The following is a 24368-nucleotide window of genomic DNA, read 5'->3' as shown; positions in this document are numbered from 1 at the left end:
CCATGATCGAGAAATTCATGCGCGCCCCGTATCGCGAGGGTGCACGGGGGCCTATTGCCTTCGATTGCTGGGGGCTGTGCCGGGCGATCCGTCACGACTTGTTCGGTCTGCCATGGCTCCCATCCTTGGGAGCGGTTGGCAAGGACAAGATCCGAGAAAACACCAAGGCCTATCGCAGCCTCCGTCAGGCGATGGAGGAATGCGCTCCGGAGCCTGGAGCCATTGCCGCAGTGCTGCGTGGGAGCGCGCTTCTGCATGTCGGCACGGTCCTCCTGAGCGAAGGACGGCTGAAGGTGCTGGACACAAACCCCGGCGGCGCCTGCCTCCGGACAACTGGCGACTTTGAAGCCGCATATCCCAGGGTGGTGTACTACCGATGACCGTCGAGTTCTATCCGAACAAGATGTCTAACACTGCTCCAATGGGCATGTGGAAGACCGACCGCCGAATCACCATCGAAGAGTGGCTGAAATCTTTGGCGCCTTCGTATGAGCGCCGCGAGAGCCCGCCAATCAGCGTGGTACTGAACGATGAGGTGATCGAGCAGCACCTGTGGCACAAGGTGAAATTCAAGCCTGTCGACTTGTTGCAGATCTATCGGGAGCCGAAAGGTCTGGAGCAGGCCTTCATGGGGTTCACCCTTTTTGCTGGGGTGAAGGCATTCGCCAAGCTGGTTATGCCCAAGATGCCCGGCATGCCATCCAGCGCCGGCACTCAGCAGGGCGACCCCCTGACCGAAGCCAGCGCCAAGGGCAACAAGGTCAAGCTGGGCGAGCCGGTGCGCCAGATCGCAGGGCACCAGCGGGTCTATCCGTCCTACCTGACCCAGCCCCGCCGGGCGCATCTCGCACCGCGTGACCAGCGCGTGGAAATGCTCCTGTATATCGGCGAGGGCGAGTACGACGTCCCGCTGGCCAAGGTCAAGGTGGGTGAGACCCCGCTGATCTCCCTGGGGTCAGACGCGACCTTCACCATCTACCCGCCAGGCGCTGACCTTTCGGCCGATCCCGCGCACATCAACTGGTTCAACGTGCCCGAGGTCGGGGCAAGCTCCAGTGGGTCGGCCGGCCTGGAGCTGACCATGGCCACCGACCTCACCAGGTCGGCCACGGCATCGGCGTACCAGTTCGTTGGCGACACGATCAGCGTACCGGCTGGCTCCGGCCAGTTCCCGGCCGACTGGTCGAACGGGATCATCATCCGCGTGCTCTCGCCATACACCTACACGGTGATCGACGGCGGTGCCGGACGCGACATCATCCGTGGTCCGCTGGAAATGCTGAACCCAACGGCGGGCATGCTCATCGAAGTGGCAGGGGCAAACGCGGGCCTGTACGTGGTGCACAGCTACACCCCATACACACCGGCGGTACCGGCCAACCCTGGGACAGCATCGACACGCACCGGATCGGCGGCGCCAACTCGCTACGACTTCAACGTCACGCCGCTCACGTTCAACCTGGTGCGCGGCAGCTCTACCTATCCCGTCACGCTGAACACGGCCACAACCGACCTGGCTGGCCTGGTAGCAGCGCTGAACACTCAGCTCAGCGGATTGCCGTTTGAGGCTCAGCAGAGCAGTGGCCGGTTGCGTTTCGTGGAATTGACACCGTTTAGTGGCCAGGCCATCTCTGCCACCGGTGCTTCAACCATCCTCGGCTCCTCCCCGGTAGGTGTCACCGGCACAGCAACTACCAGTGGCACTCCAGAGCAGCCAGCGGAAATGACGCTGGATTATGACGGTGGTTCGCCAGTGGTCGGCTTGGCGCTGGGGCAGGGGCTGGCAACCATCGGCCCGCGCGGGCTGCGTTACCGGATCACCGCCTTCAGCACCAGCCTGCTCGAGGTGGAGCGTCTGACCTCGTCTGGCTCGACCGATGCGGGATGGCCTGGCTTCAACGCCATGCAGACGGTGAGCGGCCTGATTACATTGGACGCTTCGAACCTGCAGGGTGGCTACCGCGGGCCATTCGCCTGCTGCCCAGAGAACGAGCAGGTTACCGAGCTTGAATGGACGGTAACCTACGCCAACGGACTGGCCGGTATCGGGCGGGAGGGGCAAATCTACGAGATAAATACCTACTACGTATTTGAATACCGCGACATGAATGTGGCTGGGGCCTGGACTGTTCTCGAGCGGGCGAACTCTGGAGGAAGCCTGGATGCTCAGGGGTTCACCGGGCGGGTTGCGCTTCCGTATCCAATGCGCGCCGAAGCCAGGGTACGAAAGCTGTATAAAGATCGACCGGGGCGCGTCAATGACGAAGCCAGGGATGACGCCACATGGACGGACCTGCGCGGCCGGATGCTAAATTCCCCTACGAGCTACCCAGGTCTGACAGTCATGACCTGCAACATTAGGGGCGGTGACCGCCTTTCGGCGCAGTCGGAGAGCCAGGTCAGTGCCGAGGTAACCCGCATCCTGCCGCTGATGGAGGGCGGCACCGGGCCAAGCCGAGACATCGTGCCGTGGTGCCTTTATCAGTTGAAGCAGCGCGGGTACACGGGCGACGACCTTGATCTGCCAGAGTGGCAGGCCTTCCACGATATTTGCGTAGCCCGCGGCGACACCTACGACGAAACGCTGGATTCGACGATCACCGTCAAGGACATGATCAACAACGCGCTGGCGTGTGGGTTCGGCGAGCTGGTGACTTTCCGTGGCCTGCTGCGCCCGGTTCGGGACAGTGCTCGGGCAGCGTTCGATGTGACCTACGGCCCGAAAACCCAGACCTACTCGCCACAGAACATGACCAAGATGCTGAAGATCAGCGGCGCCATGCCGTCGATCAACGACTTCGACGGGGTGGATGTGGAGTTCTTCTCTCGCACCACCTGGGCGTGGGAAACGGTTGAGTGCCGCTGGCCAGGCGACCTCGGCACCAAGGTCGAGAAGATCAAGATGCCTGGAGTCAGTGACAGGGCCAGGGCATGGCGGGTCGGAATGCGCCGGCGTGGCCACCAGAAGTTTCGGACGGACATCTACACCTGGGAAACCGAAATGGACGGCAGCAACAGCGGCTACCTGAGTTTCGCAGCCGTTGCAGATGACGCGCCTAAGCGTTGCCAGAGCGCGATCCTGCTGGACTTCTCGGTAACCGGGTCGGAAACCCTTCTGCACAGCTCAGAGCCACTGGACTGGTCCTTTACAGAGCAGAATCTGATTGGTGTCCGCCGCCTCGATGGGACGCTCTCTGGCCCGTGGGATGCGGTTCGAGTCGATGACTATACCGCGATGGTTGCAGCATTGGACTTCACACCAGTTGTGGATGGCCCGCTTGAGCCGCCGCACATCCTGTTCGGCCCAGCCTCGCGCTGGGCCTACCCGACGCTGATCACCAGTTCAGACCCAGCCAACGGCAACGTGGCGATGAAGGGCATGCCCTACGACGCTCGCGTTTACATCTACGACGACCAATTCCCGCCGGCCTGACCGGACCCTGACGAGCATGCCCGCCCAGCGCGGGCTTTTTTGTGCCCGGAGAAAACATGGCTTACAACACAAACAATCCGCTTGGTTCGAGCGATCCGCGGGACCTGTTCGATAACTCGGCAAACTTCGATCAGGGCATGGGCAGTACCGAGGACACCTTCCTAGATCGGTTCGGGCGCCCGAGATACACCTGGCAGGCGTATCACAACCTGGTCATAGATGCTAAGGGACAGATTGACCCAACCGTGGCTGCTGCGAAGGCGGCGGTGAACTCGGCGCGTGACGCTGGCATCGAGGACATAGACGATTCAGTCGCTGCTGTGGACGCTGCCGAGGCTGCTGCCAAGACGCAGATGGAAGAGACCGCTGCAAACCTGGGCGACGACCTTAACAACAAGCGGTATGACACGTACGCCGAGATGCTGGCGGACCCCCAAACCCGCGATGCGGTCATGGCGGTGGTAGATGGAGACGAAGATCCGAACCTGAACGGTTGGTATTCGTGGAGTGCTAGCTCTGGCGCTTGGCGTCGGTTTGCCGATCAGCCGGCCATCAAATCTCTGGTGGATGATCAATTCTATCGCGAGGCCAACAAGCTTTCAGGAGATGGTGACTTGGTAATGGATGCGCAGAGCGGGCAGATGTTGGTTTCACTTCCGTTGAAACGGGCCGATGCTGCAGTCTTCATCGCGGGTGACAGAGAGCCGTTCCGGGTTGATACCGAGCAGGACCACCTGGTGGTGAATTCGGCCCTGCGTCGGTCGGTAGACATCATGGACGGTAGCGAAGGCCACAGCGATCGCCGCGAATATCCAGAGATCTACACGCTTCCAGTCAGCGACAGCGCGCTAGTGTTTGGCCTGCAGGATGGCTCGATTGCCCTGCATATCGACACGAAGAACCGGAAGGTCAAAACTGACTTCTCTTTCGATTGGAGCATCGAGCAGCGGCCTCCAAGCGTCTACGTGGACGCGCCTCCACGCCTTGAGCGGAACATCAATGACCCTGACTATCGGCTGTCCGGGAGGCTGTATCAGGCGACAGCAACCATTGAGCGCACCGGCAGCGAGCGCTACTGGCTGGCATGGCGGGCCGACAATCAATTGGCAGGAGAGGGGCCTGGCAACTTCGCGGTTCTTGCTTGCTCCGATGATGGCGGTCAGACCGTCGAAGAGTACGGCTATTTTACCTTTACCGCAGCAGATGACCCGCTGAACCCCTTGCCGATCGCTCAGCGCGCCGGCCGAGACAAGCACATCGTTGATCCTATGCTGTGGAAAGACCCGGATGGTCGCCTTTGGCTGTTCTTCGGGGTCTTCGGAAACAACAAACTCATGGATGGCGTGGGTGGGTGCTGGGCCGTTATCTGTCACAACCCTAACGCGGAATTCCCAGTATGGGGTGTTCCCTTCCGTTTATCGTATTTCGGCGACCCTCGCCATCCGGTACAGGTCAATGGTGATTGGTATCTGGCAGTAGATGGCTGGAGATCCAATGCACTGTACCCGCCTCGAGAGATGGACTATGTGGGGCCGCATATCTACAAGTTCGACTGGCGAAACAAGAAGCTCGAGCATATTTCCCAGCTTCCGCCCAACAACGGAAGTCAGCACAGCGGTTTCTTCGAAACTGAATTTGTGCAGCGGGCCGATGGTTCTGTTTTGGCGACGTGCCGCTGGAACCCAGGAGATTCTGGGGTACTGATGTCGGTCAGTACCGACATGATGAAGACCTGGACGCCTTGGGTGAACTACCTGGCGTTGGCTCCTTCTTCGTCCTCGCGGATCTGGCTGGGCCGTTCTCCGAGCGGTCGGTTGTTGATCTGCTGGAACAACGATATCGAGAGGAAAACCCTCACGCTTGCTCTGTCGGATGATGAGGGGGCCACCTGGCCTCACAAAGTGGTGCTGGAGCCCAACTCCGTTGGGCAAGTCACGTACCCGATCGCGACCTTCGGGGACGATGGGTTGATCCTCATCGCGTACGACAACGAACGGACCGCGAAGCGGCAGATTCGCACTGCCAGGGTCATTGAGCAGGAGGTCGTGGCCGGCACCAGTGTGCCGGTGATCAAAACCGTCAGCGACCCTTTTAATCCATAAGGAACACAAGCATGCGCGTATCGAGCTACAGCCATAAGGTGGCGCCGTTTTTTCCCCATCAGTACAAGTTGAAAAAGGCTATTGAGTCTTTTTCAGGAACGAAGACGAACACCTATGTAGCCGGGCCATCCGTTGCAGTGGCGAACGACAAGTTCGCCGGCTGCATCGTATTGCCCAATGGGCTGATTATGTTCGTGCCATACAGCCGGAACCTCATCGGGCTCTATGATCCGGTGACCAATACCTTCAAGGATGGGCCTGCAGTTCCTACCGGAAGCGCCCGCTATCGTGGCGGATGCCTTCATGCCGAAACCGGCATCGTAGTGATGTCTCCGCTGCTTTCGCCCACGATCGGGCTCTATGACACCATTCGGAACGAATTTCGCACCGGCCCTGATCTTGGCTCATCGCCCGGTTACCACGGGGCGATCGTTTCCAGTGTGACGGGCAAGGTCATTCTGGTGCCTGGTACCAGTCCGTACATTGGCATCTACGACGTGGTGAAGAACACCTTCACCCAAGGGCCTGCGCATGGAGGTGCGGCGACCACCTATTTCAGTGGTGCCGAAGAGCTGCCAGATGGCCGGATTTTGTTGATCCCCTACGGTGCGCAGGCATTCGTCATCTACGACCCGATCGCCAACACCTGTACCAAAGTGGTCACCGGGATTACCTCGGCTGCCTACTACGGGTCTGCAAAGATTCAGAACGGTGACGTGGTATGCGCTCCGTACACTGCCGCTACGATTGCGATCTTCCGCTGGCGCTCGAACACGCTCTACACCGTTCCAGCGCCTGCCGGCGGCGCCAAGTTCCGAAATGCCGCACTTGTCCCGGATGGGCGGGTGTTCTTCGGTCCTTCAACCTACGACCGCCTAGGTTGGTACAACCCGGCGACCGACTCTTATGAAGAGGGCGATCCTCTTGGCCTGGGAAGCGTGGTCAAGTTTGCCGGTATTGCCCAGGCCGCCAATGGTGAACTGATCTTGGCCCCTCATGTGAATGAGGCGGTTGGCCGCATCAAGGCTGTTTCCTCTGGCGCGCTACCTGCTGCAGCGATGACCAGTATCCAGTGGAACAAGAACTGATCGACCTCGGCCGACCCCGCGCCCGCCCAGTGCGGGCTTTTTTTCACCTGGAGAAAACACAATGCGAACATCGCAACGCGGCTTGAGCCTCATCAAGTCGTTCGAGGGCCTGCGCTTGCTGTCCTATCAGGACTCGGTCGGCGTCTGGACCATCGGCTATGGCGCCACCCGGGGCGTGAAGGCTGGCATGAAGATCAGCAAGGAGCAGGCCGAGCGCATGCTGCTGAACGACGTGCAGCGCTTCGAGCCTGAGGTCGAGCGCCTGATCACCGCGCCGCTTAACCAAAACCAATGGGACGCCCTGATGAGCTTCACCTACAACCTGGGTGCGGCCAATCTCGAATCGTCGACGCTTCGCCGACTGCTCAACGCTGGGAACCATGCAGCGGCTGCCGAACAGTTCCCGCGCTGGAACAAGGCAGGCGGGAAGGTGCTGGCTGGTCTGGTGAGCCGGCGTGCCGCTGAGCGGAATTTGTTTCTGGAGTCGGCGTGAACGGCTGGGTCTCTGTCGGTGTGCTGGCTCTGCTGGTGACCACTCATTGGGCGGCCTACGAGCACGGGCGGTCGATGGAGCTTGCCCAGGCAGGCCAAGTATCAGCGCAGCGAGACAGTGGCGACCGCCTGGCTGAGGTGATCGGCGAACGATCGGCCCGCCAGGAAGAATACCGGAGCGCAGACGCGCAGCAAGAGGCGAGGGTAAAAGGGCATGAAGAAAGAAAGATTGCTGATGTTGGCGTTGCTGACGCCGATGCTGCTGGCCAGCGGCTGCGCAGTGACGCAACCCAACTCGCTGCCACCATCAGTTGCCCCGGCACGGATACCGCCGCTGTCGCCAGAGGCCAGGCAGCCACCCGCGCCGCCATGGTGCTCTCCGACCTGCTCGACCGGTCTGTCGCTACGAATCGAGAGTTGGCGCAAGCGTATGACCGAGCCCGGATCGCCGGCCAGCAGTGCGGGCGCGAGTATGACGCCATGATGCCACCCGGCTGATCGGGATTGCTGGATAGCTCTTTCCATGAGTAGGATACTGTTTTTATATACAGTATCGGTGCCGTATGTATTTCCTCCTCGTTCGACGCCGCGAGCATGGCGTGGCCTTACCCTCTGACCGTCTCCGGAAGATCCAGCCCCTGCGCGCGGATGTGCACATCGGTGACCACCACAGCGAGCCATTGGGTCGAGTCGCGACCCAGGCCTGGGTGTTTAACCCTACGCCCGGGCCCGACATCATCCCCCGGCTGCATGACGCGAAGGTCAACGGCATGGCCCAGCTCGGCATCAACATCAACGGGATCGAGGAAGTCGACGGTGTGCTGTACGCGCAATCCTGGTGGTGCAGGGCAGAATGATGACCAGGATACCGCGGGCATGGATAGATGAGCTGAACGACCGGTTCGCCTTGGTCACCGATCCCGAAGGGCGCGCTGCGGTGCTCAGTGAGATGGCCTACGCCGCTCACCGGCGCCGGGATGTCGATGACAATGACCTGGTCGACATGCTCGAGCTTGCCGAGGCGGGCAGGATGTGGGCGCTGATGGAGCATGAGGAGGCTTGGGCTATCGGCCTTTTCGGCGATTACGAGCCTGATCACCATGCCGGGTACCAGGTGATCAAGGGCGCCGGAATTCCGCCCAGCTGTGAGTAGCTATATAAAGGAAGGGAAACGGTCGGCAGAACGCCGGGGGGCTGGAATAGCTGCGTTGTCATAAAGCTGGCATTATCGAGCCATTCAGGCCCCAATAGGACCTAAAGGATGACTTCCCGAAACGATGCAGCCCCCGTGGTTAAAGGGCTGCAAATTAGTCACGCAAGCTTTTGCAACTGGATCCGCTACAAGCACCTGGTGCTGATCGACACCCTGGCGCGCACCCGCAACATGCACGCAACCGCCACGCGCATGAACCTCAGCCAGCCGGCCCTGAGCAAGATGCTGCGCGATCTCGAAGAGCAGTTCGGCTTTGCCCTGTTCGAGCGCCTGCCACGCAGCATGCCGCCCACCGAGCTGGGTGAATATGTGGTGCGTTATGCCCAGGGTGCGTTAGCCGAGTCGCAGCAATTCGTCGACCAGGTCAACCGCCTGCGCAACGGCGGGCACGGTTTTATCCGCGTCGGCGGCATCTTCGCCGCCACTGCATTGGTCCTGCCGCAGGCCATCGCTGCGATCAAGGCGCGCAGCCCGCTGTTGTCGATTGAAGTGGTAGAGCATTCCAGTGATCACCTGCTGACCATGCTCGAGCAGAACAAGCTCGACATCATGATTGGCCGCTTTACCGAAGAGCGCTTCAGCCAGTTGTTCGACTTCCAGCCTCTGGAGCCCGAACCGTTCAGCCTGGTGGTCAACAGCGAGCACCCGCTTAACCAGCTGGAAAGCCCGCCACTGGCGGCGTTGGGCGACTGGCCGTGGGTGTTGTACCCGGTGGGCACGCCGATTCGCAACCGCCTGGAGCAGGCCTTCCGGGTGGCGGGTATCGCCACGCCGGCTGACAGCGTCGAGACCATCTCCATGCCGATGTTCCTGCAGTTACTGCAATCGGCTCCGATGATTGCCATGTTGCCGCGCTCGATGGTTGCCGCGCAGCTGGCCAGCGGGCAGTTCAGGGAGCTGCGCAGCCCCTTGCACGTACCCGCCCTGGAGTATGGCGTGGTTACCCGCAAGGATGAACCGCTGAGCGCTTCGGCCCGGGCGTTTGTCGAGATTTTGCTGGAGGGCGCCAGGCAGCGACAAAAGGAAGGTACGGCTGCAACCGCCTCGGGCAAGGCCTGATGGTTCAGGCGCTCCCACAGGGTGTGTGCAGGCCTGAGTAATTGGAGGCAGGCTTTTAGACGATCAGGGATCACCGCCCGATTACAACTTCCGATAACCATTGGTTATCGCTTGATCGGATCATCTCATTGGGAATGCTGCCCAAGGCTTCTTACAGTGGCAACAGCCATAACAAGAAGCTCGCTGCACTACCCTGAGAGGTCCCATGCAACTGATTGCCAAGTCCGGTGACCTTGCCGTCATCCGCCTCAACCCGCTGGACAATGTGCTCATCGCCCGCCAGGCCTTGCCGCAAGGCCTGCATCTGGATGCCGAGGCGATTACCGTGCGTCAGCCGATTCCTTCGGGCCACAAACTCGCGACCGAACGCGTGGAGCAGGGCCAGCCGCTACGCCGCTACGGGCAGATTATCGGTTTTGCTTCGCAGGCCATTGATGCCGGCGACCACGTGCATGTGCACAACGTACAGATGGGTGATTTTGCTCGCGACTATGCCTTTGGTGTCGACACGCGCAGCTTGCCGGGTAGCGAAGCAGTGTTCCAGGGCATCGTGCGCGCCGATGGGCGTGTTGCCACCCGTAATTACATCGGCATTCTCACCTCGGTGAACTGCTCGGCGACCGTGGCCCGGGCTGTGGCCGACCACTTCCGCCGTGACATTCACCCCGAGGTGCTGGCCGACTACCCGAACATCGACGGCGTGGTCGCCTTGACCCACGGTGCCGGTTGCGCAGTGGACCCCAGCGGGGAAGCCCTTGGCCTGCTGCGCCGTACCCTGGGCGGGTACGCCGTGCACCCCAACTTTGCTGCGGTACTGATCATTGGCCTGGGCTGCGAAACCAACCAGATCGAAAGCCTGCTGGAAACCCAGGGGCTGCAAGCCAGTGCGCAGCTGCGTGCCTTCACCATCCAGGGCATCGGCGGCACGTCGAAAACCATCGCTGCCGGCATCGAGCAGGTCCGCAGCCTGCTGGCCGAGGCCAACCATGTCCAGCGCCAACCGGTCAGCGCACGGCACCTGGTGGTCGGCCTGCAATGTGGCGGCTCCGATGGCTACTCCGGCATTACCGCCAACCCGGCACTGGGCAACGCGGTCGACCGTCTGGTGGCGGCCGGTGGTACGGCGATCCTGTCCGAAACCCCGGAAATCTACGGCGCCGAGCACTTGCTGACCCGCCGCGCGGTCACCCGTGAGGTCGGCGAAAAGCTGGTGGCGCGCATCCGCTGGTGGGAAGACTACTGCCAGCGCATGAACGCCGAGCTGAACAACAACCCTTCAGCCGGCAACAAGGCCGGGGGCCTGACCACCATCCTCGAAAAGTCGCTGGGCGCAGTGGCCAAGGCGGGCTCCAGCAACCTGGTCGATGTGTATCAGTACGCCGAAGCTGTGCGTGCCCAAGGCCTGGTGTTCATGGATACCCCCGGTTACGACCCGGTCTCGGCCACCGGCCAGGTGGCCGGCGGGGCTAACCTGATCGCCTTCACCACCGGGCGCGGCTCGGCTTACGGCTGTGCTCCGGCACCGTCGATCAAGCTGGCAACCAACAACCGGGTGTTCGAACACCAGCAAGAGGACATGGACGTCAACTGCGGCGGCATTGCCGACGGCTCCACCACTATCGAGGAGCGTGGTGCGTACATTTTCGAACAGATGTTGCGCATTGCTTCCGGGGAACGCAGCAAGAGCGAACAGCACGGGTATGGGCAGAACGAGTTTGTGCCCTGGCAGATCGGTGCAGTGACCTGATTGACCGCTTCTGTTCCGCCTACGAGATGACACCCATGACTCAAGCCACACATTTCAACGTGCGAGCGCTCACCACCTTTGTCGAGCAACTGTTCGAAAAGGCCGGCGCCGATGCCGAAGTCGCCCAGGTGGTGACCCAGGTACTGCTCGAGGGTGAACTGCTCGGGCACCGCACCCACGGCCTGAACCTGGTCAGCCGCTACATCGGCGGCATGCTGGAAGGAACGGTCAAGGCCCGTGCGCAGGCACTGGAACAGGTGTCGCACAGTGACGTCTCCAGCGTGTTCGATGGCCACTACCTGCTGGGGCCTTACTGCGTCAGCCGTGCGCTGGATTGTGCGGCAAAGGGGGCGACTGCGCAGGGCATCGGTATTGCGGTGGTGCGCCGTGCTTCGCACATCGGCTGCCTGGCCGCCTATCTCAAGCCCTATACCGACCGGGGCCTGGTGGGGAACAGGGCATGACCCTCTCGCCTGAACTGCTGGCGGACCTCGACCGCCTGGCCGGCCAACTGCAACTGCCGGCACTCTCCCAATAATGCACACCAAGGGTACACAGATGACTGATCGATCGAACGCCAATCAACCGCTGTCGCTGAACCAGAACGCCAGTGTCTTCGAGAGCGGGAGCTGGGTAGGGCGGGTCTGGCTGGCGGACCAGGGCCCGGCGGTGGTGCTGGTGAAAGCAGGCGCCGTCTACGATATCAGCAGCCACGTGGCGACTGTTTCGGCCCTGCTGGAAGTGACCGACCCGGTGGCCTATCTGCGCGCCTTGCCGCTGGCCGAGCCACTGGTTGCGCTATCGGTGTTGCTGGACAACAGCGATCCGAGCCAGCGCGACCCCAGTCAGCCATGGCTGCTGGCACCCATCGACCTGCAGGCGGTGAAGGCCGCAGGTGTGACCTTTGCGACCAGCTTGCTGGAACGTGTGGTCGAAGAGCAGGCCAAGGGCGACCCGGCCAAGGCCGATGCAATCCGTGACACCTTGGTCAGCCGCATCGGCGCCGACCTGTCGCAGATCGTGCCCGGCTCCGCCCAGGCCGAAGCGCTACGCAAAGTGCTGGTGGAGCAGGGCCTGTGGTCGCAATACCTGGAGGTGGGCATCGGCCCGGATGCCGAAGTGTTCACCAAGGCCCAGCCGCTGTCGGCGGTTGGCCACGGTGCCGCTATCGGCATCCACCCCAAGTCCAGCTGGAACAACCCAGAGCCGGAAGTGGTGCTGGCGGTGTCCAGTGATGGCCGCATCAAGGGCGCGATGCTTGGCAACGACGTCAACCTGCGCGACTTCGAAGGGCGTAGCGCCTTGCTGCTGTCCAAGGCCAAGGACAACAACGCCTCTACCGCCCTGGGCCCGCTGCTGCGCCTGTTTGACGAAAGCTTCGGCCTTGACGATGTGCGCAACGCCGAAGTGGACCTGCGTGTTGAAGGCGAAGACGGCTTCATCCTGTCTGGCCGCAGTTCCATGCGCCAGATCAGCCGCGACCCGCAAGACCTGGTGCAGCAAACCCTCAACGAAAACCATCAGTACCCCGACGGCATGGTGCTGTTCCTGGGTACCCTGTTCGCCCCCAAGCAGGACCGTGACCAGCCAGGCAATGGCTTTACTCACAAGCCGGGCGACGTGGTGACCATCAGCAACCCGCAACTGGGCACCCTGTGCAACCGGGTGACCACCAGCGACCAGGCACCTCAGTGGGCGTTTGGCCTGCGCGCGTTGATCGACAACCTTGGCCGGCGTGGCTTGCTGGAGGTCGCAGCCACCGCACGCCAGCCCTGAACAACACGCTGCGCCAGGGAGGGGCGCAGCACGCTCGATGGATCGCCAAGGCGCTGACAGCGCGGCAACAATAATAATAAAAGGTCGACACATGAACCCTATGAAGAAGTACCAGCGCATCACTGTTGTGTTCCTGCTACTGATCGGTATGGCTTTGGTGCGGCGGGCACAATCGTCGCGGGGCGCTTCTGCGACTGGCTGGTGAAGCGTGGCATGACCGTGCTGGGCAGCCGCAAGTTCAGCGTCATTACCGGCTTCAGCATCCAGTACTCGGGTTCGTTCACCACGGCGTTCATGATCAGCGCGGGGGTGGCACTGTGCTCGGCGGTGGCGTACTTCCTGCGGCTGCAGGCGCCGATTGGCAGTGCCAAGGACGCGGCAGGGGAGAGGGTCCCGGCAACCAAGTAACCCGGAAACGTCACGTAATCCCTGTAGGAGCGTCAATGGACTGACCCACGGCTCTTGTCAGGCATGTTTATCTGTATGTATAAACAGTGCCTGATACCGCAATCTGACTTCAGCCCGTGATCGCCCATTCTGTCGACGACCCTTTCTATTACCTGCACAACTTCCGCCAGGTAGTGCTGTGGGTCGAACAACGCTACCAGGACCTGCTCGATGAGCAGGAACTGGCTTTCATCCGTGCCTTCAGCCAACTGCAGGCGCCAGCCCAGGCCTTGATGGTGCGCATGGTCATGCGCAAAGGCGAGTTGTTTCGCAGCGACCGGCTCGACTACGCCGAAATCGGCGACAGCGCGCTGGCGCTGCAGCCGTTGCAGGTTCTTGGCTGGGTGCGGGAACCCGAGCAACTGGAACTGGAGCAGCTGTTTGCCTTGCTGCGCAAGGAGGAGCTGGCCCGCTGCTTCGCCCGGCAACTGAGCCGCCCGCGGGCCGCCAAGCATGAGTTGTTGGCACAGCTGCAGCCTTTGGAGCTGGCGGCCCGATCACTGCTCGAGTGGTTCCCGGACAGCGAGGTGCGCATTCTCCAGTGGTGCTTGCAGCCCCTGTGCGACCGTATCCGGTTGTTGTTCTTTGGCAACCTTTACCAGGACTGGTCAGATTTCGTCCTGGCCGACCTTGGCCTGTTGCGCTACGAGCAAGTACCGTTCAGCACAGATTCCCGCGCCTTGCAGCAACGTGACGATATCGACCTGGCCATGGCTTTGCATCAGTGCGCCGAGCGCCTGGAGCAGGGCGGCGATCCAGTGCCGATCCTGGCGACTCTACAAGGCCTGCACAGCGAGAACCCTTGGTTGGCCAGGCGCCATGCGCGCCTGCAATTCGCCTTGGGCCAACAATGCGAGCGTCTGGGGGAGTGGGACCTGGCCATGGCCGTGTATGCGCAGTGCAACCATGCCCAGGCGCGCATTCGCCAGGTGCGTGTACTTGAGCGCACCGAACAGTGGCCCCATGCCCACGCGCTGGCACTGCAACTTGCTGCGGCACCAGCCAATGCACTGGAGGTGCAAGCACTCGAGCGCATGCTGCCACGCTTGGCGCGCAAGCTCGGCGGCCCGCCACAGCGGCGCCAGCGGGCCACGCCGCTGGAGCTGATCGAGCTCGAACTGCCCCGCGAGCACGCTGCGCTGGGTGTGGAGGAAGCCGTGCGACAACACCTGGCACAAGAAGGCGGCCAGGTGCATTACGTGGAGAACACGTTGCTCAACAGCCTGTTTGGCCTGTTGTGCTGGGAGGCTATCTTTGCGCCGGTGCCCGGCGCGTTTTTCAACCCGTTCCAGGCGGCGCCACAGGACCTGCATGACAGTGACTTCCAGCAACGGCGCAGTGCGCTGTTCGATTTTTGTCTGGGCCGGCTGGACGATGGCAGCCATCGCCAGGCGATACTCGACTGCTACAGGGGCAAGCAGGGCCTGCAGTCGCCGTTCGTGTTCTGGTCCATGCTCAGCGAGCCACTGCTGGAGCAGGCCCTGGCTTGCCTCCCGGCAGCCCAGCTGAAACAGTGCTTTCTGCGCCTGTTGCAGGATATTCGCAGCAACCGCGCGGGCATGCCCGACCTGATTCAGTTCTGGCCAGAGCAGGGCCGTTACCGCATGGTCGAGGTCAAGGGGCCCGGTGACCGCCTGCAGGACAACCAGTTGCGCTGGCTGGAATTCTGCAGGCAACACGGTCTGCCCGTTGCGGTGTGCCATGTGCGTTGGCGCGAAGCGCCATGAGCTACAGCATTGCGGTGCGTGCTCTGTGCGAGTTCAGCGCCAAGGTTGGTGACCTGGACCTGCGTTTCACGCCGTCGCCCAGCGCTCAGGAAGGCATCGAAGGGCATCAGCGGGTAGTGGCACGGAGGGCTGCGGGCTACGAGTCGGAAATCACCCTTGAAGGCCAATTCGAAACCCTCAAGGTGCGGGGCCGCGCCGACGGTTACGACCCTGGCAGCAACCGCCTGGAAGAGATCAAGACGCACCGTGGCGACTTGGCGCGTCAACCCGCCAATCACCGTCAGTTGCACTGGGCACAGGCCAAGGTCTATGGCTGGTTGATGTGCCAGGCACGACAACTGTCCGCCATTGAGGTGGCGCTGGTGTACCTGGACGTGGACAGCGATGAGCAGACACTGTTCAGTGAGCACTATGAGTCCGCTGAATTGCGGGCCTTCTTCGAAACCCAGTGCCAGCGCTTTCTAGGCTGGGCCCAATTCCAGCAACGACGCCTGGCCGAACGTGACCAAGGCCTTCAGGCGCTGCGCTTCCCCTACCCACAGTTTCGCCAGGGCCAGCGGCAGCTGGCCGAAACCTTGTACAAGGCGGTAAGCACCGGGCGTTGCCTGATGGCCCAGGCCAGCACCGGCATTGGCAAGACCCTTGGTACGTTGTTCCCGCTGCTGAAAGCCATGGTGCCGCAGCAGCTGGACAAGCTGTTCTTTCTCACCGCCAAGACGCCGGGCCGGGCGCTGGCCCTTGATGCCATGCGTCAGATCACTGATGCTGCGCCACAACCTGCTTTGCGCACACTGGAGTTGATTGCCCGCGACAAGGCCTGCGAGTACTTGGACAAAGCCTGTCATGGCGAGTCCTGCCCATTGGCCGCTGGCTTCTACGACCGCTTGCCGGCAGCGCGTGAGGCCGCCGCAACACTGCCGTTGCTCGACCGTGCCAACCTGCGCGAAGTGGCCTTGGCGCACCAGGTTTGCCCGTATTACCTGGGGCAGGAGATGGCGCGCTGGGTCGACGTGCTGGTCGCCGACTACAACTACTACTTTGATGCGCATGCCTTGCTGTTTGGCCTGACCCAGCTCAACCAGTGGCGCGTTGCGGTGCTGGTTGACGAAGCGCATAACCTGGTTGAGCGTGGTCGTGGCATGTACAGCGCCAGCCTTGACCAAGGGCAGCTGCTGGCCCTGCGTCAGCGCAAACCGCCCGGGCTGGTCAGCGCCCTTGACCGCCTGAACCGGCAGTGGAATGCGCTGTACAAAGAACAGCGTGCGCCGTACCAGGCCAGCGAGTCGCTGCCCGACGGGCTGTTGCGCGCCTTGCAGCAGTGCATCGGCCTGATTCAGGAGCAGATGAATCAGATGCCCGCGCACATGGACCCGCAGGTATTGCAGTTCTTCTATCAGGCCTTGCAGTTCAGCCGGGTTGCCGAGCTGTTCGATGAACACTTCCTGTTCGACATCAGCCAGCGCCAGGGCCCGCGCAAGCGCCGGCTGGCTACCCTGTGCCTGCGCAATGTCACCCCGGCGCGCCTGTTGGCCCCACGCATGCTGGCGGCGCGCAGTGTGACGCTGTTTTCCGCCACGTTGAGCCCGCGGCATTTCTACAGCGACTTGCTGGGTATGCCGGCCGATACCGCCTGGCTGGAAGTGGCTGCGCCGTTTCGCGCAGAGCAGCTGGAGGTACGGATTGCCAGCCAGGTGTCCACCCGCTACCAGCAGCGGCAAGCCTCTCTGGTACCGATCGTGGAGCTGATTGCCCAGCAGTATGAGCACATGCCGGGTAACTACCTGGCATTCTTCAGCAGCTTCGAATACCTGCAGCAGGTGGCCGACCTGTTGGCCGAGCGGCATGGGCAGATTCCCCTGTGGGCCCAGGCCCCGGGGATGGACGAGGCCGCCCGCCAGGCGTTTCTTGATCGATTTGTTGCCGACGGCCGGGGCGTTGGCTTTGCCGTATTGGGGGGGGCTTTCGGCGAAGGCGTGGATTTACCAGGTACGCGGCTGATCGGGGCGTTTGTCGCCACCTTGGGGTTGCCGCAGGTCAACCCGGTCAACGAGCAGTTCAAGCAACGCCTGGGTCGGCAATTTGGTGCGGGTTTTGACTACACCTATCTTTACCCGGGTGTGCGCAAAGTGATCCAGGCGGCTGGCCGGGTTATCCGTGGAGACCAGGACCGGGGCGTGCTGGTGCTGATAGATGAACGCTTCGCCGAGCCCCGGGTGCAGCAGATGTTTCCGGCATGGTGGCCCAAGGCTGCGCCGGCCAGCACGCCGGCTGATGACAAAAGCACGCTCCGATTGCGGTAAGATCACGAACCATGCCAGTTGCAAAGCCTTGTATATCAAGGTGATGGCACTTCACAGGGGCTTGATGGAATGCGTGCTTGGCATTCGTCAGGACTTGTTTTTATGTCGTTTCGACTTGCTTCAGGGTTTGCCAGTTTCACGACCGGCCGCCGCTTCGCTACAGGGTTCACGTTTTGTCCGATCTCCCCAAAAATCCGCTGCTGCAGTACATGGACCGCCTGGCCCCCTCCAGCCAGCAAACCATGCGCTACATCCTTCAGGACGCTGCCGACCGGCTTGGCTTTGTCGACTGCAATGTCGTTGACGTGCCTTGGCATCGGCTAGAGCCGGGCCATGTGATTGCCTTGGTGTCGGCCCTGCGTGCCGACGGTTATGCGCCAAACAGTTCGTCTTTGTATGTCAACGCCATTCGTGGGGTGATGAACGAGGCCTGGCGTCAGGGCCTGATCGACCATGAGCAGTTGCTGCGCATTCGTGAGGTCAAACCGGCCACCGGCAGCCGCCTGCCGCCAGGGCGCAACCTGCGCCGCAGCCTGATTCGCGAACTGATGGAGGTGTGCGCATCCGACCCTCGGCCGCAAGGCGTGCGCGACGCGGCGATCATCGCCTTGCTCTATGGCACCGGCATGCGCAAGTCAGAGTCGGTGGACATCGACCTGGCCCAGGTCGATTTCCAGGCGCGCAGCCTGCAGGTGGTGGGCAAGGGCAACCACCAACTGATCAAGTACGCCCCGCCATGGGCGTTCGAGAAGCTGCAGGCGTGGCTGGACTTGCGCCGTCAGGACCTGCCAGCAGGGGCAGAGGACGACCCGTTCCTGTTCAACCGCATCCGCCGCGGTAGCCACATCACCCGGGCGCGTATCACCAAGCATGCGATCTACTACATTGCCCGTCAGCGCGGTGCGCAAGTGGGGGTGAAAATCATGCCGCACGACTTCCGCCGGGCGTTCATCACCCGGGTGATCGAAGAGCATGACCTGTCGATTGCCCAGAAGCTGGCGCACCATGCCAATATCCAGACCACCGCCATTTATGACCGGCGTGACGACAACGAACGCCGGCGAGCGGTCGACCGCTTCGACTACTGAGTCCTTGTGTTTGCGGTCCATTCGCGGGACAAGCCCGCTCCCACAGGCTCCTCGCAAACCTTGAGTCCTGTGTAATACCTGTGGGAGCGGGCACGCCCGCGAAGGGCTGCAAAGCAGCCCTATTTGCACGGGTGTCGGCACTGAAACGGGGCCGACATGCGCCCCCGCTTTGTGCGCCATCTGCGCGCATGCCCGATGCCAGAGCGGCCACAGCTGAAGTTTCATCTGCCTTCACCTGCGGAGTTGGCCCGCAACCTGCTATATCCAGCCTGCGAATTTGATCGAGTGGTCAGGCCGCGCGCGCTAGCCATTGCCCGCGCCGGACCCTCTAAACGGCCAGCAGGCCACGGATTTCAGGGGCCGCAGGATGTCGCTCGCGGAGCAGATCGAACAACAACAAGACGATGCAGGCTGGAGTGCCCACCTGCAGTTGCGCTTTGTCAGGCGTGACGATGTGACCCGCCTTGGTGCGCGTCGGCATTTCGGACCTCTTTTGGTGCAGCGGCCCTTCTACCCGGAAGGTGCACCGTGCCATGTCTATGTGCTGCACCCGCCGGGTGGCATCGTCGCCGGCGACCGCCTTGATCTGGATATCCACCTGGAGCCCGACAGCCACGCGCTGCTGACCATGCCCGGTGCCAGCAAGTTCTACCGCAGCATCGGCCCGACCGCGCGGCTGACCCAGCGTTTTCAGCTGGCTGCAGGCAGCACACTGGAATGGTTGCCGCAGGACAGCATCTTCTTTTCTGGTGCCCGCGCCAGCCTCCACAGCCGCTTCACCCTCGAACCCGGGGCGCGCCTGCTGGCCTGGGAAACCTTGTGCCTGGGGCGCCCTGTCATGAACGAGCGTTTCGAGCAGGGCGCCCTGGACAGCTGTTTGCATATTGAACTACCCGACGACGTCGGCCTGCATGAACGCCTGCGTATCGAAGGCGGCCGCCTGGACAAGCTCGGTGGCCACCCGCTGCTCGCTACGTTCTGTGCAGCACCCGCCGACCAGGCGGTGCTGGAGCAGGTTCGCCCATTGCTCAATGAACTGGCCAACCCGGCCGGCGCGACCCTGCTGGGGTCGTTGCTGGTTATCCGTGTGCTTGACCATGACAACCAACACCTGCAACGCACCCTGCAACGCCTGTGGCATGTGCTGCGCCCGGCCGTCCTTGGCCTGCCAGCCTGCCCACCGCGTATCTGGGCTACCTGAGAGAGCGCCATGGAGCTTACCCCGAGAGAGAAAGACAAATTGCTGCTGTTCACCGCCGCATTGCTGGCAGAACGGCGCCTGGCCCGCGGCCTGAAGCTCAACTACCCGGAGGCCGTGGCGCTGATAAGTGCTGCCGTGCTCGAAGGCGCCCGCGATGGCCGCACCGTTGCCGAGCTGATGAGCCAAGGGCGCGAAGTGCTGACCCGCGAGCAGGTGATGCCCGGCATTGCCGAAATGCTCCACGACGTGCAGGTCGAAGCGACCTTCCCGGATGGCACCAAACTTGTGACCGTGCATGACCCCATCGTCTGAAACTGCCCAGGAGCCCCGCATGATCCCAGGTGAAATCCAGGTCGCCGCTGGCGACATCGAACTGAACAGCGGCCGGGAAACGGTCAGTGTCAGTGTGGCCAACCACGGCGACCGGCCGGTGCAGGTCGGCTCGCACTACCACTTCTACGAAGTCAACGAGGCGCTGGTGTTCGATCGTGCGCCAACCTTGGGCTTTCGCCTGGATATCCCGGCCGGCACCGCCGTGCGCTTCGAGCCTGGCCAGGCGCGCACTGTGCAACTGGTGGCCTACGCCGGCAAGCGTGAAGTCTATGGCTTCCAGGGCAAGGTGATGGGCCCGCTGGAGGGCAGGGTATGAGCCGTATTTCCCGCCAGGCCTATGCCGACATGTTCGGGCCCACCGTGGGCGACCGCGTGCGGCTGGCCGACACGGCATTGTGGGTAGAGGTGGAGAAGGACTACACAATCTACGGCGAAGAGGTGAAGTTTGGGGGCGGCAAGGTCATCCGCGACGGCATGGGGCAGGGCCAGATGCTGGCCGCTGAGGCCATGGACCTGGTGCTGACCAACGCGCTGATCATCGACCACTGGGGGATCGTCAAGGCCGACATCGGCATCAAGCACGGGCGTATCGCGGTGATCGGCAAGGCCGGGAACCCGGATGTGCAGCCGGGCGTCAACGTCCCGGTGGGCCCCGGTACCGAAGTGATCGCGGCCGAGGGCAAGATCGTGACGGCGGGGGGTGTCGATTCGCATATCCATTTCATCTGCCCGCAGCAGGTGGACGAGGCACTGAACAGCGGCGTCACGACCTTTATCGGCGGCGGCACCGGCCCGGCCACCGGCACCAATGCAACCACCTGCACGCCTGGCCCTTGGTACCTGGCGCGTATGCTACAGGCCGCCGACAGTCTGCCCATCAACATCGGTTTGCTGGGCAAGGGCAATGCCTCGCGGCCAGAAGCGCTGCGTGAGCAGATCGCGGCCGGTGCGGTGGGCCTCAAGCTGCATGAAGACTGGGGCTCGACCCCGGCGGCTATCGACTGCTGCCTGGGCGTTGCAGAGGAAATGGACGTCCAGGTGGCGATCCATACCGACACCCTCAACGAGTCCGGTTGCATCGAAGACACCCTGGCGGCCATCGGCGACCGGACCATCCACACCTTCCACACCGAAGGTGCCGGCGGTGGCCACGCGCCGGACATCATTCGCGCTGCGGGGCAGGCCAACGTGCTGCCATCCTCGACCAATCCGACCCTGCCGTACACGGTCAACACCGTGGACGAGCACCTGGACATGCTCATGGTCTGCCATCACCTGGACCCGAGCATTGCGGAGGACGTGGCCTTTGCCGAATCGCGCATCCGCCGCGAAACCATCGCTGCCGAGGACATCCTTCACGACATGGGTGCATTTGCCATGACCTCGTCCGACTCTCAGGCCATGGGCCGGGTCGGTGAAGTGGTGCTGCGCACCTGGCAGGTTGCCCACCAGATGAAACTGCGTCGTGGGCCTTTGGCGCCAGACACGGCCTACAGCGACAACTTCCGGGTCAAGCGCTACATCGCCAAGTACACCATCAACCCCGCGTTAACCCACGGCATCGGCCACGAAGTGGGTTCGGTGGAGGCGGGCAAGCTGGCCGACCTGGTGCTGTGGTCGCCGGCGTTCTTCGCGGTCAAGCCGGCCCTGGTGATCAAAGGCGGGATGATCGTCACCGCGCCCATGGGCGACATCAACGGCTCCATTCCCACACCGCAGCCGGTGCACTACCGGCCGATGTTCGGCGCCCTCGGCGCCGCACGGCATGCCACGCGCATGACCTTCCTGCCCCAGGCGGCAATGGAGCGCGGCCTGGCCGAGGAGCTGAACCTGCGCAGCCTGATTGGCGTGGTCAACGGCTGCCGCCGCGTGCGCAAGCAGGACATGGTCCACAACACCTTGCAGCCGCTGATCGAAGTCGATGCGCAGACCTACCAGGTGCGTGCCGACGGCGAATTGCTGGTCTGCGAGCCCGCCAGCGAACTGCCGCTGGCACAGCGTTATTTCCTGTTTTGAAGGAGCACCGATGATTGTCTTGACCCGCCGTATCACCGACCCCGGCACGCTTGCTGTAAGCGGCACCGTCACCCTGGACGTGGACAGCCGCATCAAGAGCCGCCTGCGGGTAACCCTGGACGATGGGCGCGAAGCCGGGCTCATGCTGGAGCGCGGCCACCTGTTGCGCGGGGGAGAGCTGCTTGCCGATGCTGACGGCAGCCAGTTGATCCGCGTACTGGCGGCGCCCGAAGCAGTGTCGACGGTGCGCTGCGCCGATCCACACCTGCTGGCTCGCGCGGCCTATCACCTGGGTAACCGCCACGTGCCCCTGCAGATCGAGCCTGGTCTGTTGCGCTTCCAGCACGACCATGTGCTGGGCGACATGCTGCGTGGCCTGGGCCTGACGGTAGAGGCCGAACAGGCACCGTTCGAACCTGAAGCGGGGGCCTACCAGAGCGCCCCGCATGGCCACAGCCATGCACACGGCAACGATCACCCGTTCGTACGCCTGCCTGCCCATTCCTGAACTGCCTTGGAGCAACCAATGAAAAAGACGCTCGCATTGTTTCTGCTGATGCTGGCCCTGCCAGCCTTCGCCCACCCTGGCCATGACAGCAACCCGCTGCAGGACGGCCTGTTGCACCCGCTGACCGGCCTTGACCATCTGCTGATGCTGCTGGGCACCGGGGTTCTCGCTGCATTGACCGGGCGCAGCCTGACGTTGCCCCTGGCAACCCTGGCGGCGATGTTTGGCGGCGCGGTGTGTGGCCACCTGTTTGGTGACATGCTGGGCATGGAAACCTTGATCGCCCTGTCGCTGCTGGTGGCTGCCGGGGCAGTGCTGCTGCCGAGCCGCCAGTTGCTGCTGGCCATGGCCATGCCGGTGTTCGCCTTGTTCCACGGCTGGGCTCATGGGGTGGAAGCCACGCCAAGCGCGTTCTGGCAATTCAGCGCAGGGTTTGTCGCGGTCAGCGGCTTGCTGCTGGCGGCGGGCTTTGCGGTCGGTTGCCTGTTGCGCCGGCACAGTGGCGTGCAGAAGGCCTTTGGCGGTGGCTTGCTGGCCGGCGCCGCGCTGGTGCTGGCCGGTTGATGGACAGCGACCTGGCATTGCTGCGCCTGCTGCAGCTGGCCAGCCCCGGCTTGCCGGTGGGGGGCTTTACCTACTCGCAAGGTCTGGAGTGGGCAGTCGAGGCGGGCTGGGTAAGGGGCGCGGACGGTTTTGCGGCCTGGCAGCGGGAGCAGGTCGATGACACCTTGGCCTGCCTCGACTGGCCGGTGCTGGCGCGTCTGTACCACGCTTGCCAGGGCGAGGATGCCGCGGCGTTCGCCCACTGGAGCCGTTTTCTGCTGGCCAACCGCGAGACCGCCGAGTTGCGCCTGGAAGAACAGCAGCGCGGCGCGGCGCTGGCCCGGCTGCTTGATGGCTGGCAATTGGGCCAGGCCCCGGCCTGGCGTGCCAGCCTTGAATTGACTCAACTGGGCGGCATGGCCTGGCTGGCTGCGCACTGGGCAATCCCGCTGCGCCCGCTGGCCCTCGGCTATGGCTTTGCCTGGCTGGAGGGCGCGGTAATGGCAGGAGTCAAGCTGGTGCCTTTCGGCCAGCAGGCTGCCCAGACCTTGCTGCGCGACCTGGGCACCGGCTTGCCGGCAGCCCTCGACCGGGCATTGGCCCTGGGCGATGACCAGCTCGGTGGCGGCCTGCCATTGCTGGCCATTGCGTCATCGCGTCACGAAACTCAATACACCCGTTTGTTCCGTTCCTGAGGACTGCCTTCATGCAAAGCTATCAACAACCCCTGCGCGTCGGTGTCGGCGGCCCGGTCGGTTCCGGCAAGACTGCACTGCTGGAAGCGCTGTGCAAGGCCATGCGCGACCATTACCAGATCGCCGTGGTCACCAACGACATCTACACCAAGGAAGACCAGCGCATCCTGACCGAGGCTGGCGCCCTGGAGCCGGAGCGCATTGTGGGCGTGGAAACGGGCGGCTGCCCGCATACGGCGATCCGCGAAGACGCCTCGATGAACCTGGCTGCCGTCGAGGCGCTGGCGCGCAAGTTTGGCAACCTTGAAGTGATTTTCGTCGAAAGCGGCGGTGACAACCTCAGCGCCACGTTCAGCCCGGAGCTCGCTGACCTGACCATTTACGTGATCGACGTGGCCGAAGGCGAGAAGATTCCGCGCAAGGGTGGGCCAGGCATTACCAAGTCGGACTTCCTGGTGATCAACAAGACCGACCTGGCGCCTTATGTAGGGGCTTCATTGGAAGTGATGGAGCGCGACACCCAGCGCATGCGCCCGCAGCGGCCGTGGACCTTCAGCAACCTGAAGAAGGGTGAGGGGTTGCAGGCAGTGATTGATTTCA

General features: G+C 62.7%; 22 protein-coding genes and 2 pseudogenes. All 24 read left to right on the top strand.

The features are described from left to right. Window positions 1-2 precede the first annotated feature (2 nt). Window positions 3-380 (top strand): hypothetical protein, encoded by a 378-nt coding sequence (locus ACK1VC_RS06910; protein WP_209952924.1) that lies wholly within the window; start codon window positions 3-5, stop codon window positions 378-380. Continuing rightward, on the top strand, window positions 377-3433 hold the full coding sequence (locus ACK1VC_RS06905) for a host specificity factor TipJ family phage tail protein (protein WP_449117894.1): 3057 nt from the start codon (window positions 377-379) through the stop codon (window positions 3431-3433). Before ACK1VC_RS06910 ends, ACK1VC_RS06905 begins: the two co-directional genes overlap by 4 nt. Window positions 3434-3489: 56 nt before the next feature. Continuing rightward, entirely contained in the window at window positions 3490-5535 is a 2046-nt protein-coding gene (locus ACK1VC_RS06900; RefSeq protein WP_449117893.1) for a sialidase family protein, read from the top strand. An 11-nt stretch (window positions 5536-5546) separates the two neighbouring features. After that, window positions 5547-6623, top strand: coding sequence for a hypothetical protein (locus ACK1VC_RS06895; protein ID WP_449117892.1), 1077 nt, complete (start codon window positions 5547-5549; stop codon window positions 6621-6623). 61 nt (window positions 6624-6684) lie between these two features. Continuing rightward, complete coding sequence (locus ACK1VC_RS06890) at window positions 6685-7116, top strand: lysozyme (RefSeq protein WP_449117891.1); 432 nt, start codon at window positions 6685-6687, stop codon at window positions 7114-7116. Continuing rightward, window positions 7113-7613 (top strand): DUF2514 domain-containing protein, encoded by a 501-nt coding sequence (locus tag ACK1VC_RS06885; protein ID WP_449117890.1) that lies wholly within the window; start codon window positions 7113-7115, stop codon window positions 7611-7613. The genes ACK1VC_RS06890 and ACK1VC_RS06885 overlap by 4 nt, the downstream gene beginning before the upstream one ends. Before the next feature lie 65 nt (window positions 7614-7678). Continuing rightward, window positions 7679-7972 carry a hypothetical protein gene (locus tag ACK1VC_RS06880; protein ID WP_151325724.1) on the top strand — a complete coding sequence of 98 codons (294 nt, stop codon included), beginning with the start codon at window positions 7679-7681 and terminating at the stop codon, window positions 7970-7972. Further along, on the top strand, window positions 7969-8268 hold the full coding sequence (locus ACK1VC_RS06875; RefSeq protein ID WP_449117889.1) for a hypothetical protein: 300 nt from the start codon (window positions 7969-7971) through the stop codon (window positions 8266-8268). Before ACK1VC_RS06880 ends, ACK1VC_RS06875 begins: the two co-directional genes overlap by 4 nt. A gap of 108 nt (window positions 8269-8376) precedes the next feature. Further along, complete coding sequence (locus ACK1VC_RS06870; protein WP_449117888.1) at window positions 8377-9387, top strand: LysR family transcriptional regulator; 1011 nt, start codon at window positions 8377-8379, stop codon at window positions 9385-9387. A 205-nt stretch (window positions 9388-9592) separates the two neighbouring features. Next, a complete protein-coding gene (locus ACK1VC_RS06865) occupies window positions 9593-11134 on the top strand; it encodes a UxaA family hydrolase (RefSeq protein WP_016486433.1) in 1542 nt (513 codons plus the stop codon). A gap of 35 nt (window positions 11135-11169) precedes the next feature. Further along, window positions 11170-11583: pseudogene (locus ACK1VC_RS06860) on the top strand (Ldh family oxidoreductase); the annotation flags it as partial. Window positions 11584-11692: 109 nt separating this feature from the next. Further along, a complete protein-coding gene (locus ACK1VC_RS06855) occupies window positions 11693-12910 on the top strand; it encodes a fumarylacetoacetate hydrolase family protein (protein WP_016486435.1) in 1218 nt (405 codons plus the stop codon). Window positions 12911-13057: 147 nt separating this feature from the next. Continuing rightward, window positions 13058-13318: pseudogene (locus ACK1VC_RS06850) on the top strand (hypothetical protein); the annotation flags it as partial. 116 nt (window positions 13319-13434) lie between these two features. Next, a complete protein-coding gene (locus tag ACK1VC_RS06845) occupies window positions 13435-15084 on the top strand; it encodes a VRR-NUC domain-containing protein (protein ID WP_191087612.1) in 1650 nt (549 codons plus the stop codon). After that, window positions 15081-17384, top strand: coding sequence for an ATP-dependent DNA helicase (locus ACK1VC_RS06840; protein ID WP_070086624.1), 2304 nt, complete (start codon window positions 15081-15083; stop codon window positions 17382-17384). Before ACK1VC_RS06845 ends, ACK1VC_RS06840 begins: the two co-directional genes overlap by 4 nt. A 173-nt stretch (window positions 17385-17557) precedes the next feature. Then, complete coding sequence (locus tag ACK1VC_RS06835; RefSeq protein WP_016486438.1) at window positions 17558-18472, top strand: site-specific integrase; 915 nt, start codon at window positions 17558-17560, stop codon at window positions 18470-18472. Between the two features lie 367 nt (window positions 18473-18839). Beyond that, window positions 18840-19673, top strand: a complete 834-nt coding sequence (locus tag ACK1VC_RS06830; protein ID WP_449117887.1) for an urease accessory protein UreD — start codon at window positions 18840-18842, stop codon at window positions 19671-19673. A gap of 9 nt (window positions 19674-19682) precedes the next feature. Continuing rightward, entirely contained in the window at window positions 19683-19985 is a 303-nt protein-coding gene (locus ACK1VC_RS06825; protein WP_016486440.1) for an urease subunit gamma, read from the top strand. Between the two features lie 19 nt (window positions 19986-20004). Next, entirely contained in the window at window positions 20005-20322 is a 318-nt protein-coding gene (locus ACK1VC_RS06820; protein ID WP_016486441.1) for an urease subunit beta, read from the top strand. After that, window positions 20319-22022: an urease subunit alpha gene (gene ureC / locus ACK1VC_RS06815; RefSeq protein ID WP_197884327.1), complete on the top strand. Its 1704-nt coding sequence runs from the start codon at window positions 20319-20321 to the stop codon at window positions 22020-22022. Before ACK1VC_RS06820 ends, ureC begins: the two co-directional genes overlap by 4 nt. 10 nt (window positions 22023-22032) lie before the next feature. Continuing rightward, window positions 22033-22530, top strand: coding sequence for an urease accessory protein UreE (gene ureE, locus ACK1VC_RS06810; RefSeq protein ID WP_016486443.1), 498 nt, complete (start codon window positions 22033-22035; stop codon window positions 22528-22530). A gap of 18 nt (window positions 22531-22548) precedes the next feature. Further along, on the top strand, window positions 22549-23094 hold the full coding sequence (locus tag ACK1VC_RS06805) for a HupE/UreJ family protein (RefSeq protein WP_191087614.1): 546 nt from the start codon (window positions 22549-22551) through the stop codon (window positions 23092-23094). Further along, entirely contained in the window at window positions 23094-23768 is a 675-nt protein-coding gene (locus ACK1VC_RS06800) for an urease accessory protein UreF (RefSeq protein WP_060516645.1), read from the top strand. The genes ACK1VC_RS06805 and ACK1VC_RS06800 overlap by 1 nt, the downstream gene beginning before the upstream one ends. Window positions 23769-23779: 11 nt before the next feature. Further along, window positions 23780-24368: urease accessory protein UreG (gene ureG / locus ACK1VC_RS06795; RefSeq protein ID WP_449117886.1), on the top strand; the 589-nt coding region annotated here is incomplete at its 3' end.

The organism is Pseudomonas sp. XP2 (assembly GCF_053557975.1).
This window is presented reverse-complemented; position numbering and strand designations above follow the sequence as displayed.

Bases quoted from the DNA above. Each gene is read 5' to 3' on its own strand.
- ACK1VC_RS06825 (WP_016486440.1), top strand. From the start codon at position 19,683: ATGGAGCTTACCCCGAGAGAGAAAGACAAATTGCTGCTGTTCACCGCC.
- ACK1VC_RS06830 (WP_449117887.1), top strand. From the start codon at position 18,840: ATGTCGCTCGCGGAGCAGATCGAACAACAACAAGACGATGCAGGCTGG.
- ACK1VC_RS06865 (WP_016486433.1), top strand. From the start codon at position 9,593: ATGCAACTGATTGCCAAGTCCGGTGACCTTGCCGTCATCCGCCTCAAC.
- ACK1VC_RS06875 (WP_449117889.1), top strand. From the start codon at position 7,969: ATGATGACCAGGATACCGCGGGCATGGATAGATGAGCTGAACGACCGG.
- ACK1VC_RS06800 (WP_060516645.1), top strand. From the start codon at position 23,094: ATGGACAGCGACCTGGCATTGCTGCGCCTGCTGCAGCTGGCCAGCCCC.
- ACK1VC_RS06900 (WP_449117893.1), top strand. From the start codon at position 3,490: ATGGCTTACAACACAAACAATCCGCTTGGTTCGAGCGATCCGCGGGAC.
- ACK1VC_RS06870 (WP_449117888.1), top strand. From the start codon at position 8,377: ATGACTTCCCGAAACGATGCAGCCCCCGTGGTTAAAGGGCTGCAAATT.
- ACK1VC_RS06895 (WP_449117892.1), top strand. From the start codon at position 5,547: ATGCGCGTATCGAGCTACAGCCATAAGGTGGCGCCGTTTTTTCCCCAT.
- ureE (WP_016486443.1), top strand. From the start codon at position 22,033: ATGATTGTCTTGACCCGCCGTATCACCGACCCCGGCACGCTTGCTGTA.
- ACK1VC_RS06805 (WP_191087614.1), top strand. From the start codon at position 22,549: ATGAAAAAGACGCTCGCATTGTTTCTGCTGATGCTGGCCCTGCCAGCC.
- ACK1VC_RS06905 (WP_449117894.1), top strand. From the start codon at position 377: ATGACCGTCGAGTTCTATCCGAACAAGATGTCTAACACTGCTCCAATG.
- ACK1VC_RS06840 (WP_070086624.1), top strand. From the start codon at position 15,081: ATGAGCTACAGCATTGCGGTGCGTGCTCTGTGCGAGTTCAGCGCCAAG.
- ACK1VC_RS06820 (WP_016486441.1), top strand. From the start codon at position 20,005: ATGATCCCAGGTGAAATCCAGGTCGCCGCTGGCGACATCGAACTGAAC.
- ACK1VC_RS06910 (WP_209952924.1), top strand. From the start codon at position 3: ATGATCGAGAAATTCATGCGCGCCCCGTATCGCGAGGGTGCACGGGGG.
- ACK1VC_RS06890 (WP_449117891.1), top strand. From the start codon at position 6,685: ATGCGAACATCGCAACGCGGCTTGAGCCTCATCAAGTCGTTCGAGGGC.
- ureC (WP_197884327.1), top strand. From the start codon at position 20,319: ATGAGCCGTATTTCCCGCCAGGCCTATGCCGACATGTTCGGGCCCACC.
- ACK1VC_RS06855 (WP_016486435.1), top strand. From the start codon at position 11,693: ATGACTGATCGATCGAACGCCAATCAACCGCTGTCGCTGAACCAGAAC.
- ACK1VC_RS06880 (WP_151325724.1), top strand. From the start codon at position 7,679: ATGTATTTCCTCCTCGTTCGACGCCGCGAGCATGGCGTGGCCTTACCC.